The 15,399-nt window shown below is 61.3% G+C and carries 14 protein-coding genes; 6 read left to right on the forward strand and 8 right to left on the reverse strand.

The window, feature by feature from the left end; all coding sequences use genetic code 11:
• Positions 1-19: 19 nt before the first annotated feature.
• From P0R31_RS02905 to P0R31_RS02940, 8 genes are all read right to left on the reverse strand, one after another.
• Positions 20-436 carry an OsmC family protein gene (locus tag P0R31_RS02905; RefSeq protein ID WP_275512773.1) on the reverse strand — a complete coding sequence of 139 codons (417 nt, stop codon included), beginning with the start codon at positions 434-436 and terminating at the stop codon, positions 20-22.
• Between the two features lie 70 nt (positions 437-506).
• On the reverse strand, positions 507-2,684 hold the full coding sequence (locus tag P0R31_RS02910; protein ID WP_275512774.1) for a xanthine dehydrogenase family protein molybdopterin-binding subunit: 2,178 nt from the start codon (positions 2,682-2,684) through the stop codon (positions 507-509).
• Between the two features lies 1 nt (position 2,685).
• On the reverse strand, positions 2,686-3,156 hold the full coding sequence (locus P0R31_RS02915; protein WP_275512775.1) for a (2Fe-2S)-binding protein: 471 nt from the start codon (positions 3,154-3,156) through the stop codon (positions 2,686-2,688).
• A gap of 66 nt (positions 3,157-3,222) precedes the next feature.
• Complete coding sequence (locus P0R31_RS02920; protein WP_275512776.1) at positions 3,223-4,071, reverse strand: enoyl-CoA hydratase/isomerase family protein; 849 nt, start codon at positions 4,069-4,071, stop codon at positions 3,223-3,225.
• Between the two features lie 59 nt (positions 4,072-4,130).
• On the reverse strand, positions 4,131-5,444 hold the full coding sequence (locus P0R31_RS02925) for an epoxide hydrolase family protein (protein WP_275512777.1): 1,314 nt from the start codon (positions 5,442-5,444) through the stop codon (positions 4,131-4,133).
• A gap of 171 nt (positions 5,445-5,615) precedes the next feature.
• Positions 5,616-5,816: a hypothetical protein gene (locus P0R31_RS02930; protein ID WP_275512778.1), complete on the reverse strand. Its 201-nt coding sequence runs from the start codon at positions 5,814-5,816 to the stop codon at positions 5,616-5,618.
• Positions 5,817-5,850: 34 nt separating this feature from the next.
• Positions 5,851-6,531, reverse strand: coding sequence for a VOC family protein (locus P0R31_RS02935; RefSeq protein WP_430516796.1), 681 nt, complete (start codon positions 6,529-6,531; stop codon positions 5,851-5,853).
• Between the two features lie 199 nt (positions 6,532-6,730).
• Positions 6,731-9,583, reverse strand: coding sequence for an ATP-binding protein (locus P0R31_RS02940; protein WP_275512780.1), 2,853 nt, complete (start codon positions 9,581-9,583; stop codon positions 6,731-6,733).
• Between the two features lie 354 nt (positions 9,584-9,937).
• Between P0R31_RS02940 and P0R31_RS02945 the strand changes: the two genes are divergently transcribed.
• The 6 genes from P0R31_RS02945 to P0R31_RS02975 all read left to right on the forward strand — a co-directional run bounded on the left by P0R31_RS02945 (position 9,938) and on the right by P0R31_RS02975 (position 15,398).
• Positions 9,938-10,645 (forward strand): hypothetical protein, encoded by a 708-nt coding sequence (locus P0R31_RS02945; protein ID WP_275512781.1) that lies wholly within the window; start codon positions 9,938-9,940, stop codon positions 10,643-10,645.
• 209 nt (positions 10,646-10,854) lie between these two features.
• A complete protein-coding gene (locus P0R31_RS02950) occupies positions 10,855-11,553 on the forward strand; it encodes a type 1 glutamine amidotransferase domain-containing protein (RefSeq protein WP_275512782.1) in 699 nt (232 codons plus the stop codon).
• A 288-nt stretch (positions 11,554-11,841) separates the two neighbouring features.
• On the forward strand, positions 11,842-12,783 hold the full coding sequence (locus P0R31_RS40990; protein ID WP_430516797.1) for a heme-binding protein: 942 nt from the start codon (positions 11,842-11,844) through the stop codon (positions 12,781-12,783).
• Between the two features lie 54 nt (positions 12,784-12,837).
• The gene (locus P0R31_RS02965; RefSeq protein WP_275512783.1) at positions 12,838-13,893 is read left to right on the forward strand and encodes an alpha/beta fold hydrolase; all 1,056 of its coding nucleotides are present in this window, start codon (positions 12,838-12,840) and stop codon (positions 13,891-13,893) included.
• Positions 13,894-14,068: 175 nt separating this feature from the next.
• Complete coding sequence (locus tag P0R31_RS02970) at positions 14,069-14,545, forward strand: hypothetical protein (protein ID WP_275512784.1); 477 nt, start codon at positions 14,069-14,071, stop codon at positions 14,543-14,545.
• A 115-nt stretch (positions 14,546-14,660) separates the two neighbouring features.
• Positions 14,661-15,398 carry a hypothetical protein gene (locus tag P0R31_RS02975; RefSeq protein ID WP_275512785.1) on the forward strand — a complete coding sequence of 246 codons (738 nt, stop codon included), beginning with the start codon at positions 14,661-14,663 and terminating at the stop codon, positions 15,396-15,398.
• Position 15,399 lies beyond the last annotated feature (1 nt).

Below are 15,399 nucleotides of genomic sequence, written 5' to 3' on the forward strand. Positions count from 1 at the left end.
TCTCCTTTTTGCCGGCCGACTAGACGAGCTTGGCGTCCAGCGTGATCGTGGCGTTGAGCACCTTCGATACAGGGCAGTTTCTCTCGGCCTCTCCGGCAATGCGGGCAAAGTCGGCGTCATCAAGGTTGGGCACCTTGCCCCGCAAGGTGAGAGCCGACTTGCTGATCTTGAATCCCGGGCCATCCGGATCCAACGTCACCCCAGCCTCGGTGGAGAGCTCTGTCGGGTTGAACCCGGCAGCCTGCAAGCCGAACGCCAATGCCAAGCAGCCGGCATGGGCGACCGCGATCAGCTCTTCCGGATTGGTGCCCTTCTCGTTCTCGAAGCGGGTCTTGAAGGAATACGGGGTGGCGTCGAGTACAGCTGAATCGCTCGTGAGCTGGCCGCTCCCCGCGCGCCCGGTACCGTACCAAACTGCCTTTGCCTTGCGGATCATTGTCGTTCTCCCTTTTAATTCTGCCAGCATCCCCGCACGGAATTGTGTGAGACCGCTTCACTGTCTCCAGTCAGGCCGGTTGCTTCAGCACATTACTATCGACCGGCATCTTGCGCAGGCGTCTGCCGGTGGCGGCGAAGATCGCGTTGGCGATCGCCGGAACGATCAATGACGTTCCCGTCTCACCCATTCCGCCAGGCGGCTCCGCACTTTTAACTATGTGCACGTCAATCGCCGGCGCTTCGTTCATGCGCAGCATCTGGTAGGTATCGAAGTTTGCTTGTTCGACGCGCCCGTTCTTCAGCGTAATCTCGCCATAGAGCGCTGCGGTCGTGCCGAAAATGACACCGCTCTGCAGCTGCGCTTGCACCGTGTCGGGATTGACGACCGTACCGCAGTCCATGGCGCAGACGACCCGATGAACCCGGACATTTCCATCTTTGGAAACCTCGACCTCGGCCACCTGCGCCATGTAGCTGCCGAATGCGAATTGCAGGGCGACCCCGCGGCCCCTGCCCTTGGGCAAGGCCTGGCCCCAGCCGGACTTTTCCGCGGCAAGATCGAGCACGGCTTTGGCGCGCGGCGACTTGCCGAGCAATGCACGACGATAAGCCACCGCATCCTGCTTTGCCGTTGCTGCGAGTTCGTCGACAAAGCTTTCCGTGACGAACACATTGTGCGATGGCCCGACACTACGCCAGAAGCCGGTCGGGATCCCGGGAGGCTCCACGCGCGTAAACTGCACATGGAAATTCGGAAGGTCATAGACCAGATCGATCGCACCTTCCGTCGAGTCGGGATCGAGGCCGTCCTTGAAACCCGGCGGCAGCCATCGCGCGATCACCGAAGGGCCTGCAAAACGGTTCTTCCAGGCCACCGGCCTGCCCTGCCCGTCGAGCCCCGCTGAAATGCGGTCGAACCAATAGGGTCGGTACATGTCGTGCTGGATGTCCTCCTCACGGGTCCACACCACCTTCACGGGACCTTCGACATGTCTGGCGATCTGGACCGCGCGAACCGCGCAGTCAGCCTCCAGCCGCCGGCCAAAGCCGCCGCCGAGCAAATGATTGTGGACGATGACCTTCGCGGGCGGCAGGCCGGCAGCCTCCGCGGCCATCGTCTGGACTCGCGCGATCGCCTGGGTCCCGATCCAGATTTCGCACTCACCGTCGCGGAAGTGCACCGTACAGTTCATCGGCTCCATCGTGGCGTGGGCGAGGAATGGAAGGTGGTACGCCGCCTCAACCCTGATGGCGGCTTCTGCAATGGCCTTGTCGGCGTCACCAATGTTTTGCGCCACCGCGCCCGACCCGAGGGTTGCTTGCTCCAGTTCGCGTGCGACCGTCTCCGAGGAAAGGCCGGCATGCGGACCGTCATCCCATTCGATCTTGAGCGCTGCTAAACCTTTCTTGGCCGCGCCCATATGATCGGCCACGACCGCAACGGCATCATCGAGCCGGACGATCTGGCGCACACCCTTGACAGCCGTGGCCGCAGTATCATCGAGGCTCATGACCCGGCCGCCGAATGCCGGCGATTGCGCCAATGTTGCAACCTTCACACCGGGCGGGCGCGCATCGATGCCATAGCGGGCCGTGCCATTCACCTTGCCGGATACGTCGAGGCGCTTTGCCGGCGTGCCAATCAGCTTGAAATCCTCCGGCCGCTTCAATGTGACTCTTTCAGGCACCGCCATCTGCGCCGCGTCGGCAGCCAGCTCGCCGTATTTCAGGCGCCGCCCGGACGCGTCATGGATCACCTCACCATCCTGTGCGCGGCAGGATTTCGGATCCACGCTCCAGCGCTTCGCTGCCGCGGCAACCAGCATTATCCGCGCCGTTGCGCCGGCCTCGCGCAGCGGCTTCCAGCCACCCCGCATCGCGTTTGAATTTCCCGTCGCCTGCACGCCCAGCAATGGATTGGCGTAGAGTTTTTCGTTCGGCGGGGCGTGCTCAAGGCGCACCTGTTTCAGGTTCACTTCGAGTTCTTCAGCGATCAGCATCGGGATCGAGGTGTAGGTACCCTGCCCCATCTCGACATAGGGCATGGTCAGGACAACCTGGCCGTCGCTACCGATGCGGATGAAGGCGTTCGGTCCGAACTCCCCGGGAGCCGCGGCCTCGCTTTGACCGAACGGCAGGTTCAAGCTTAGCACCAGTCCTCCACCAAACGCAGCTGCGCTGGCCAGAAAACCCCGGCGCGACAGGCTGGTCTCATTGGAACGCGAGGCAATACGATCGACCATCATCTCAGCCTCCCTTTGTGTTCGTCTGCGCGGCAAGCTTGATAGCTTCGCGAATGCGTACATAGGTCCCGCAGCGGCAGATATTCCCGCTCATGGCGTCATCGATATCGGCATCCGTGGGATTCGAATTGCTCGCAAGCAGCGCCGACGCCGACATGATCTGCCCGGACTGGCAGTAGCCACACTGCACGACTTCATGATCGAGCCAGGCCTTCTGGATTCTTGCGCCCGACGCTGTCGTGCCGATCGCTTCTACCGTCGTGACAGCCGATTTTTCGATGCTGTCGATCGACGTGATGCATGACCGTGTCGCAACGCCATCGATATGCACCGTGCAGGCACCGCACAGCGCCGCGCCGCAACCGAATTTGGTGCCGGTCATGCCGAGTACGTCCCGCAGAACCCAAAGCAGTGGCGTATCGCCATCGACGTCGATGCTGTGCGGGCTTCCGTTGATGCTGATGGTGAAGGCCATGTATCATTCCTCTCGTTGCCAGTCGTGACCTGCACCATGCCGCAAGCCACGCAGTTTCAGACCAGCTCAACCGCCCAATTGACCGACGTGGAAGCCGAGCCGGTTTTCGACGTCGCCGGCCCGGTGGAAACCGCGTTCCATCAGTTTTTGGATCCGGTTCTGGCTGGCGGGCCGCTGCACGGAAGCGAGGAACGCATCCCATTCCGGAGCGATCTCGGCATCTGACGGCAGGCTTGCCGCATTGACGAGGCGTTTGGTCTCCGCGATCGCCTGTTTGTCGAACGAGGCGATCCGCATCGCCAGCGCGTCGACGAAGCCGTCGAGTTCGGCATCCGGCAGGCTGCGGTTGACGTAGCCATAGCGCTCGGCGAGTTCGCCGTTGATATCATCGGCGCCAAGCAGCACCTCTAATGCGCGACCGCGGCCGATCAGGCGCGGGAGCCGGGCCATCGGCCCGCCGCCCGGCACCAGGCCGGCGCCGACTTCCCATTGCGACAGGATCGCCTTCTCGCGGCTTGCGAACCGCATATCGCTTGCCAGCGCAAGTTCGCTGCCTACGCCTGTGGCGCGCCCGCGGATCGAGGCGATCGATGCAATTGGTGCGCGGCTGAGACGGGCCAGCATGTCCGGAAGCGCCTGCAACCCAGTGGTTCCGGGCGGGATGCGCGTGGATTCTTCCAGCGGCGCAAAAAAATCATAATGCGTCAGGAAGAAGCCATTCACCGCGCTGTCGAACACGACGACCTTCACCTGCGCGTCGGTCTCTAGTGCCGTGATGATCTCGTCCAGCTGCGGAATCGTCTCCGGGCCAAAGATATTGAGCGGTGGATGATCGAACGTCACGCGCCAGTAGGACGGCAGACGCCGCTCGAGGTGAATTTGCGTGGCGCTAAAGGTCTTCTCAGGGCGGTTCATGGGACACTCCGACGATTTCTGGGGATGGGACGCGCACGTAACTGCGCGCCCGATTGGCGTCAGCTTGACTGGCGCAGCGACTTGAACGCGGCGCGCATCTCGGCACTGAACGACGCCGGTTGCTCCCAGGCAGCGAAGTGACCGCCCTTGTCGAGCCTGTTGTAGTGAATGAGCTTGGGATAGGCCTTTTCCGCCCAACTCCGCGGCGCCTGATACAACTCGTCCGGATAGGCGCTCACAGCGACCGGAAGGGTGATGCCCTTCGGTGCAAAAAAGGCAAGCTTGCTCTCCCAATAAAGGCGAGCCGAAGAAATGGCGGTCTTCGTCAACCAATAGAGGGTGATGTTGTCGACGATGTCCTCACGCGTAAGACCCTCGGCTCTACCGTCGAACACACGCGCGATAAGCGCGTAACTACGCTCGTCGTGGTCGATCATCCACGCAGCAAGGCCGACAGGCGAGTCCTCGATGCCATATAACGTCTGTGGCCGAGCTGCCATCTCCTGGGCATAGCCCAGGCCGGTCTTGTAGAAATGACTGAGTTGATCGTACGCCTGCTTCTCGTCGGCTGAGAGGCCTGACGGTGCTGGAGCGTTGGCAAAGGCCAGCTTGTCGATATCAGCTGGTACGGTCGCAGGCATGTTGGTGTGAATGGCGACCAAACCCGCAGGTCGCTGCAGGGCCAACTGCTCGGTGACCGCATTTCCCCAATCACCGCCTTGCGCCACATATCGCGTGTATCCGAGGCGTTGCATCAGCACGCCCCAGGTGCGGGCGATGCGGATTGGATCCCAACCCGTTGTGGTCGGCTTGCCCGAAAAGCCGTAGCCGGGGAGCGACGGGATCACCAGGTGGAAAGCATCCGAAGCGCTCGCGCCGTGAGCCGTGGGGTTGGTCAGCGGATCGACGATCTTCAATTGCTCGATGATCGAACCCGGCCATCCATGCGTCACGATCATCGGCAATGCGTTCTCGTGCTTCGAGCGAACATGAATGAAATGTATGTCGAGGCCATCGATCTCGGTGACGAACTGCGGCAGGGCATTCAGTTTGGCCTCGATCTTGCGCCAATCGTAATCGGTCGCCCAGTACCGTGCCAGCTTCTGCATGGTTGCGAGTTGCACGCCCTGCGTTGCATCCTTGACGATTTCCTGGCTCGGCCACTTCGTCGCGTTGACCCGCTTGCGCAGATCGACCAGCTCCGCTTCCGGAAAATGGACGCGGAACGGGCGAATCTCGGCACTTGGCGCTGCATTCGATTTGAACGTCGGAAAGATGCTAGCGGCACCCGCCGCGGCAATTCCCATCGCTGCGTTGCTCAGAAGCTGACGGCGGTCGTGATCGATGACTTCGGATACTGACTTCGTGGACATGTTGGATCTCCCTGTTTCGATGATTGTCCGGGCTGCGCCGGGCGTTGCACTTGCTGCTAATTGATACTGTCTCAAGGTCTTCGAGATAGCTCGTTATGGGTTGTTATGCGGCGTTAGCCGTTGCGAGTGATGCCTGGTGTCGACGTTTCGCACGACACGCGCGAGACCTGGTCACCTCATCAACGTGAAGAACGCCTTGCCGCTTTCGACGATGTAATCCGCAACTTCGTCGCCGACGCTGTCGCGGAGCTGCAGGCCGGCATACCTGTGTTGCGGCTCCTGTTCGCGCGCGACGTGCTGAACGAATAGGCTTCCGACGACCAGCGTCGCCGATACCGCGGTTCGAAAAATCGTCAGCCGTGTTTTCTTCATGTCGACCTCCCCCTTGAGCGCTGGATCCGTAACTCTATGAAAGCGGTGGCTTGCCGGCCTGCTCGCGGACGATGTATTCGGCGTACCAGTCGGGCCAGTTTTCATCGTGCTGGCCACCCGAACGTTTTTCATGCTCGCCATGCGCAGTCGCCGCACGCCGCAGCGCGCTCGCGAGATCAGCTGCGGAAGTGAAAGTCGTGTCGCCTTCAACTCGTCCCGGCAATCGCGTCGTGATCTCCTGGAACAGCCAGCCGTTGCCGTCCGGATCATTGAACGAGGCGAACGAACGATAGCTGCCGTGCTTGGGGTCCGGGCCAGGGACCCGAATCCGGCCAAACAAGTACGGCTCGTCGGTTCCGGCATAGACATCGACCGCGCCGTGAAACGCTTCGCTGACCTGGACACCGCGACGAACCAGATCGTTGCGAGCGGCCTCTATGTCGGACACGATCAGATACAGTCCCTGCGCGGAGCCCGGTGCCGCCGTGGTTACGTTCTTGCCGAAGATCACCGAGCAGCCGGAGCCGGGTGGCGTGAACTGGATCACGCGATAGTCGTCATCCGCGGTAAAGTCGGCGTCGAGCCTCCATCCAAGGCTCGCATAAAACGCCTTCGCGCGATCGACGTCCGAAACCGGAATCACAACGATCTCAAGCTTCATGTCGATCGCCCGCGCGGGTATCCTGACCGCGGCTTCGCTGCGCTCTTCAGTCATCGTCATAACAACCTCCTCCGTGCTGGTGTTGCGGCGACCGGGTCCAAAACCCGGCTGATTGGTGCGCCGTCACACTCGCGCAGCGGTCGCGAAATAGCTCGTTATGGGTTGTTAGGGGGCGTTAGCCGTTGCGAGCGATGAAAGTGTCCGGTTGCGATGAACAACGCACCGGCCCGTGCTGCCTTTTCAGGCCGCGCAATCAGAATTGTTGAAGGATTTCGCGGACATGGCGCAGATCGGCGGTGTCGAATCCTTCTCCGAAACGCGCGTAAATGCGTTTCAGATCGGAGACGGCGGCAGCCCTTGCCTTCGGCTCGGTCGCTAGACGCAAGCGGCTCGCGGCAATCCGCAGACTCCATGACAAGGCGGACTGCTGTTCCGCCAATGCCATGGCAACGCCGAAATCCTGTTCTGCGCCGGAACGGTCACCGCTGCGTGCGCGAAGCTCCCCGCGAACGCGAAGGAGTTCCGGCATTTCCCAGCTATCGCCCTGGTCAGCGACGGACTTGATTTCAGTCTGTATCGCGTCGAGCGCATCATCCAGCCGCTGCCGGATTGCCAGACCTTCGACCAATGCGACGGCGGCAGCCCCGCTGTAGAGTTCAAGGCGATCGGCGATCATCCGGGGCAAGGATTGCTGAAGCAATTCAATCCCTTCGTCTACCGCCCCTGTTGTGACCTGCAACTCTCCCTTTAGTGCGAGCGAAACATTGTAAAATGGTCCGAAGCCATGCTTGCGCGCATGGTCAGCCAGTCGGGCAGCGGCCTCTTCCAGAGCGTTGGTATCGCCTACCCAGCGGTAGACCCGGGCCGCAAAACACAATCCCGCGCAATACATCGCAAGATCGGGGTTCGATCCGATATCCATGAGGCCATTTGCCACCGAGACGGCCTGATCGGGCAACCCAAGGAGCCAAAGGTTGGTGCACGACATGATGTGCGTGCCGCGCGGGCTTGCAAAATGGTCAACCGGCAAGGCGGGAATTGCAGCGTCACCAGCTTCGCCCGCCTGCAGCCTTTCCCGGGCAAGCCGCTGATCGCCACTTAAATGGCGGGCCACCCCGAGATAGGTGTGCGCACGGGCGAGCGCGGCCGGATGTCCGATCTCGGTCGCGACTGCATCGGCAAGCTGGGCCACCTCCAGCAATTTCCTTCGCTCGTACGTACGGCGGTACAATGCATGCAGACGGCTCAGCAGGCGAAACTGATTCTCCAGGTCGCCGACTTCCTGCGCCAATGCCAAACCACGCCTGAGCGCAGCTTCGCATTCCTGGCTGTTCCGTTCTGTAAACATCGCTGCGTGGCCGAACGCCCACAGCAGTTCTACTCTCGCTGTCCGATCGCCGGGCGCATTTTCCGGCAAGGCCAGCGCACGCATGGCCCAGAGCCGGCATTCCTCAAGCAGATTACGCTCCACGAACAGCCGTGCGCAGGCAGCAGCAAGAGGAATCCGCAAATCTGTGTCGCCCGCGTCGGAATAGACCCATACGAGCGCCGCCCTGGCATCGCTAAGGAGATCGCCGCGATGGGCCCAGCCGCCCGGACGCTCTCCCCCCGGTTCGTAGGATCGCGGTTTCAGGGCCTGCAACACGTAGCTTGCGTGCTTCAAGGCCGCTGCGCTGGATGCTCCCGAGGCCGCGAGTTTTTCGATCGCATAAGCCCTTGTCGTCTCCAGCAGGCGGAACGAGGTCTGTGCACTCCTGGGACTGCTCGCGACCAGTGATTTGGTGACGAGTTGTTCGAGACGAATGGGGACTGCGTCCGGATCATCAAGATCGCCTGCGAGCGCGCGGGCGCCCTGTAGCGTGAACGGACCGGGAAAGATGCTCAGATACTCCAGAAGGGTTCGCTCTTCCGGCGCGATCAGCTCATAGCTCCAATCCAGCGCCGCACTCAGCGATTGATGACGCGGCAGCGCGGTGCGGCGCCCGCGCCACGCCAAGCGAAGCCTTCCGCCAATAAGCTCGTCGATCTCGAGCAGTCCGTGCGCCGAGAGCCGGCTGGCGACCAGCTCGATCGCCAGCGGCATGCCATCGAGCTTGCGGCAGATCCGCCCTATGATCTCGGCGTCGGTGTCGGTGATGTCTGCGCTATAGCCTGCGGCAACGGCGCACTCCATGAAGAGGCGGGTGGACGAGTATTTGCCGAGTTCGACTTCACTCGCGACATTGTCCGGTGGAAGCCCGAGCGAGGCCAGCTCAAACACGGACTCGCCTTCCGCATCGAGCGATTCGCGGCTCGTGGCCAGGAGCGAGACGCCGGGAGCGTGCCCGTAGATCTGCTCGGCGAGGTGCGAGACGGCCTCAATGACGTGCTCGCAACTGTCCAACACCAACAGCATCTGCTGGTCACGGAGCGATTCAATGAGCCGCGGCGTCGGGTCGCCAACGGGGATGAGCAGGCCAAGCGCCGATGCCACGGCGATCGCAACGAGGTTCGGCTCCTTGAGGCTGCCGAGGTCGAGAAATCGCGCCCCATCCGGGAAGCGGGCCGCCATCCTATAGGCAAGGTCGATCGCGAGCGTCGTCTTGCCGATGCCACCAGGTCCGCGAAGCGTGACGAAGCGACGGCCGACGAGATGATCCGCTACCGCCAGGACATCCTGTTCCCGTCCGATGATCCGTGTCGGCCGCGGGGGAAGATTGGGGTGGGGCGTTTCATCGACGGAGTCGGCGCGCTTAGCCGGCGATGCCGTACGATTCACCGGTGCGACGAAGCAGTAGCCCCGCCCAGCGACATTCGTGACATAGGATTCGCCGCCCTCACCGTCACCCAGCACCCGCCGCAACTGAGCGATATGGAATCGCAAGCTGCTGTCTTCCACGGTCAGGCCGGACCAGGCCTTCTCCATCAGCTCCGCCTTGCTGACGACCTCACCCTGGCGGCTGATCAAGATGCAGAGAATGTCGAATGCCCGACCACCGAGCTGGGTCCGCGTGCCGTCGCGTTCCAGCCGGCGAGCGTTCGGAAAAACGCAGAATGGCCCGAAGGAAAATGCCTCCGGGATCCCCTCGGCCGCAATCGATGGCCCTGGTCCGCCGCGGTTCGCCACAGGTCAAATATTTCTTGTTCTGATGCGGGCCGTTAATACATCACAATCCCAAAAGAAACGACCTGGAAGCTGCCCTAAATGCGGGCAGTAACGACAATTCTCCTACGGCTCTCCGCCTAGACCGCGTTCGCTTTCTTTCGGTGATGCACCAGCATTGGTTGCGGCCTGACGCCTCAACACCAAGCGATCGACCCCTACTGACCGAGGGATGGAATTTCTCGACTAGTCAATTTTGCTGCTTTTTCAATGAGATGCAGCAACCGAATGGCCCTCGCAAATCCTAACAACATCTAACGCGCCAAGCCGTCTAGATCGCGTCATGGTGACCCCGCTGCGTGACGGACTTGACAGAGCATGGCACTCCTCGACGACGCGATTGAAGCCAGCGGTGGCATGGCACGCTGGAACAGGCTGCAGCGCTTCACCCTGCATTTATCAATCGGGGGAACGCTGTTTTCACGCGCCCGGCGGACTCGTCAGTTCAAGGATCTCGTTGCAGAGGGCGCGACGCGAACCCAATCGGTACGCTTCACGGGTCTGACGCGCGGCGAGAAGAGCGGTACCTATCAGCCGGATTCAGTCACGATCGAGAATCCAGATGGCCAGGTGCTGCGGACATGGCTGAACCCAAGCCTGCAATTCCTGGATCACGGTAATGATCCGCTCGCCGACGATCTGCATCTGGTCTACTTCTGCGGCATCTCGATCTGGAACTATCTGACGACGCCTTTTCTTCTGGCGCGCCCGGACGTGACGTTGGAGGAGTTGCCTGCCTGGAAGGAGAACGACCAGGCGTGGCGGCGGCTGCGTGCACGCTTCCCACCGGAAATCGTCACGTCATCTCCGGAACAGATTTTCTATTTCGATGAGGACAGCCTGCAGCGGCGGGTCGACCACGATCTCCTCGGCACTCAGGTCGCGGATTATTCCTGGGCGCATCGAGCCTTCAGCGGTGTCATCGTTCCCACGCTCCGGCGCTCGCTCGCATTGCGGCCCGATGGAGCTGCCACCGCCAAACCGATCCTGCTCGACGTGGAAGTCCTGGACGCCGCGTTCGATTAGCGTCGCGGTCGCTCCTGCTCTTCCTCACACTATCCTCGCGCCCACTTGCAACGCCTAACAACGCCTAACGAGCCAACGGCGGCGTTTGGGTACAGGGTGTCTTCGCGGGCAACGGCCGAATGCACGAGCTCGAACGGGATTGCGCCGACACTACTCAACAAAGATCAGGAGCGGCGTTTCACTCAACGACGCAAACAAAGGAGGCAATCATGAAGGTGCTGATGGTTATCACTTCCCACGACCAACTGGGTAACACCGGACGGAAGACCGGCTTCTGGCTCGAAGAGCTCGCGGCTCCCTACTACGTTTTCAAGGACTCCGGCGTCGAGATCACGCTGGCATCACCGAAGGGTGGCCGGCCGCCAATCGACCCCAAGAGCAACGAGCCTGAAAACCGCACCGAACTCACGCTCCGCTTCGAAAACGACGAAGAGGCGGAAGCGCAACTCGACCAGACCGTTCGCCTCGACAGCGTCAAGCAGGAAGACTTCGACACGGTGTTCTATCCGGGCGGTCACGGCCCGATGTGGGATCTCGCCGAGGACAATGACTCGGTCAAATTGATCGAGTCCTTCCTTGCCGCCGGCAAGACGATCGCTGTCGTGTGTCATTCGACCGGTGCGCTCCGCCACGTCAAGACTCCCGACGGGAAGCCCCTGGTGCAAGGCAAGGAAGTCACCGGCTTCACCAACGGCGAAGAAGAAGATGTCGGCCTTACCAAGGTAGTCCCGTTCCTTGTCGAAGACGAGATGCTGAAGCTCGGCGCCGTCTTTTCGAAAACGGCAAACTGGGGAGTCCATGTCGTCAGCGACGGCTTGCTGATCACCGGTCAAAACCCGCACTCGTCGGGTCCGGCTGCGCACACCCTGCTCGCCGCTGTGAAGCAGCGCGTCAGGTCGGCTGCCTGAGTGCCAAGATCGAGCGGACATTGCAGCCGCAGCCGAAATCGCTGGAGAGGTGCATGCAAACCGGCGCCTCTCCGCCCAAAACGCGAATTCAGAGCCATCACAATGGAGACGCCCGGCGGCGCAAGCGAGAATCAAGGCGCTGTTCGAACAAGGCTTCCACAAGCCTGGCGATGCCGAAGGGAGGCCTTGATCTTATCTGGAGCGACTCGGCCGGAGCGGTTGAGGCGATCGAACCGTACGAACCTATCCCTCTTTAAATCGGACAATTTTTCGGAAGGGAAACATCTCATGGACTTGCTCGCTTACGCAAAAGACATCTCAAGCCGCATCGAAGCGCAGGCGGCGCGCGTCAATGTCCTGGTTGCCATCTCGATTATCGACGTTCACGGCAACATCATCCTCAAGCACCGCATGAACGGCGCACCGGTGTTCGCCGCCGACCTGTCGGAGCGCAAGGCCTATACGTCCGCGCTGGTCGGAATTCGAACTGCTGACATGTCGCCGCTGGTCCAACCCGGACAACCCCTGTTCCCGATGATGTCGGTATCCGGCGGAAAGTATTTTTCGATGGGCGGCGGCGCGCCGCTCAAGGTCGACGGCCAATTGGTGGCGGGCGTGGGCGTCAGCGGGGGCACCGTCGACCAGGATGTCGAGATACTGGAAGCGGGTCTCCGCGAGCCCGCCGCCGCGCGCATTCCGGACATGACACTCGAAGTCGTCGTGATTCCGGTCTCCGACGTCGATCGCGCCAAGCGGTTCTACGGCGGCCTTGGTTGGAGGCTCGATATCGATTACGCGACGGGTAACGACTATCGGGTGATTCAATTCACGCCGCCTGGATCCGGCTGCTCGATCATCTTCGGCACCAACGTCACGACCGCGGCGCCGGGCTCGGCGACGGGCCTGCATCTGATCGTGTCCGACATCGAGGCCACCCGTCGCGACCTGCTCCGTCGTGGCGTCGCCATCAGCGAGCTGTTCCATGACGCTGGCGGCGTGTTCCATCATGCCGTTTCGAAAGACCTGCGCAGCGGCCCAAACCCGGAGCGGAAGAGCTACGCTTCCTACGCCTCATACAGCGATCCCGACGGCAATGCTTGGGTATTCCAGGAGGTCACCGCGCGACTGACCGGACACATCGCGCCAGGCGATACAAGCTTTACCCCGGAACTGACGAATGTGGTCCGGGGGGCGTCCGCCCTCAAACCCGGCATCGAAAGGAAGGCTTGAGCGACGTGCCCGGCGGCGCCGCTTTGCTTCAGCCCAAAATCGCAGGAGAGACCTATGTCCAATGAAATCAACCACGATCGCCGCCGCCTGGTCGGCGCTGCAGCTTTGACCTTCGTCACCAGCCAGTTCGCGCTCAGCGGCGCAGCCGAAGCCCAACTATCAAAAGCGAAGCCGGCGAACATGGGGCCGGTCAAGCCGGGCACGCACACGTCGTTCGCGCCACTGAAGCAGATCGACGCCGGCGTGCTCAGTGTCGGCTATGCCGAAGCTGGTCCAGCGGAAGGGCCGGCGGTGATCCTGCTGCACGGATGGCCCTATGACATCTACAGTTTTGTCGACGTTGCCCCCCTACTCGCGGCGGAAGGCTACCGCGTCATCACTCCGTTCCTGCGCGGCCACGGCACCACCCGCTTTCTCTCCGATGCGACGCCGCGGAACGGACAGCCATTGGCAATCGCAACCGACATCATCGCGCTGATGGATGCCCTCAATATTCAGAAGGCGACCCTTGCCGGCTTCGACTGGGGCGCGCGAACAGCCGACATCATGGCGGCGCTTTGGCCGCAGCGATGCCAGGCGCTGGTCTCGGTGAGCGGATATCTGATCGGCAGCCAGGAAGCCGGCAAGAAGCCGTTGCCGCCGAAAGCCGAGCTGCAATGGTGGTATCAGTTCTATTTCGCGACAGAGCGTGGCCGGGCCGGCTACGAGATGTATCGTCGCGAGTTCTCAAAACTGATCTGGCAGCTCGCCTCACCGAAATGGAATTTTGATGACGCCACTTTCGAGCGCACCGCAAAAGCCTTCGACAATCCGGATCACGTCGCGGTCGTGATTCACAATTATCGCTGGCGGCAAGGCCTTGCCGAAGGGGAAGCAAAATACGACGCGCTTGAGAAGCAACTTGCCGACGCTCCGGTCATCGGTGTTCCCACCATCACCATGGAGGGCGACGCCAACGGCGCACCGCATCCCGAGCCCGCGGCCTACGCCAAGAAGTTCACCGGCAAGTACGCGCATCGGACCATCAAGGGTGGCATCGGGCACAACCTGCCGCAGGAAGCGCCCCGCCCATTCGCGGAGGCCATCATCGACGTCGTCGCCAACAGCTGACGGGACGCCAGAGCGGGACCTGCGGGCTGGCCAGTCGCGGCCCGCAGGTTGCCTGGCGCCAGTAAGGGAGAACAAGAATGCGCAGGGTAGCCACAATCGCGGCATTGGTTGCGATCGTTCTGGTCGCACTGATTCAGTTTGCGCCATCATTCCTGTTCGGATAGGGCCGGCTGTGATGGCACGATTGGTTTCAGTCAATGTTGGTCTGCCGCGGGACATCGTTTGGCAGGGCAAAACGGTGCACACCGGCATCTGGAAGACGCCGGTCGACGGGCCGCGGATGGCCCGCCGTCTCAACCTGGACGGTGACGCGCACTGGACCTTTCTCTCCGACTCCCGGCGCATCGTTCAGAAGGATCTCGACATCGCCGAATACACCGATCCCGTTCACGACCCGATAATCCCGCATGTGATTGTGCTGGAGCCGGGCCTCGTCATTCACAAGATCTACAACGGCTACTGGTTCTTCGGTCGTCCGACCGTCGAGGAACTCCGGCAGGACCTGCGCGCCGTCACCAGGAAATGCCGGCTGGACTGGGACATCATGACAGCCGAGCTGAAGGCGGCGTGGCAGCAGGGCGGCAAAGAGCGGTTCTATCCGTACGGCAAGACCTCCGCTCAAACCCTCCGCGACGAGCGTCGAGGCAAATGAAGACGGCGTTTTGCCCGTGTTTTTACGGACTTAGCTGGCAAATACAACAGCGGATAACAACGCTTAACGAGCGATTGCCGTCATTTGAGCTTACCTCAGTGGGCGAAGGCAACCCATGCACAAGGTAAAGCCGATGATTCCATTATTGGCAGATGCGATCGAGGCCCATGGTGGGCTGCACCAATGGAAGACGCACAACCATCTCGAGGCGACGATCAGGTGCGGAGGTGATTTGTGGGCGCTGAAGGGAATCGAGCAGGATCAAACGCCGCGAACGATCCGGATTGATTTGCATCGTGAGTCGGCATCCATCGCACCGTTCGGACGACCCGGTCAGCGCATGGATTTCACGCCGGGACACATCGCCCTCGTCACCGAAGACGAGCGCGTCATCGCGGAAAGAAACAGCCCGCGCGCGTCATTTGCACAGCATGATATGCGCACGCATTGGGATCCGCTGCATCGCGGCTATTTCAACGGCTACGCGCTGTGGACCTGCCTGACTACGCCCTTTCTGCTGGCGATGGAAGGATTTCAGATCCGGGAGATCGAACCATGGTGCGAAGGCTCGGAGATCTGGCGCGGCCTCCGAGCGACCTTTCCTGCCGCGATCGCAAGCCATAGCACTGAGCAGGATTTCTATTTCGGACCAGACATGCTCATTCGCCGGCATGATTACCACGTGGAAATCGCTGGGAACTTTTCGGCTGCCCAATACATCTCTGAATTGGTGAGTATCGACGGCATCAAGATTCCGACCAGGCGGAGAGTCTACCTGCGCGATGAAAATTTGATGCCGATGCTGGATACCTTGATGGTGTCGATCGATCTCTCAGGCTTTCGCTTCGGCTGAG

This window comes from Bradyrhizobium yuanmingense, assembly GCF_029167105.1.
GTDB classification, from domain to species: Bacteria; Pseudomonadota; Alphaproteobacteria; order Rhizobiales; family Xanthobacteraceae; genus Bradyrhizobium; species Bradyrhizobium yuanmingense_A.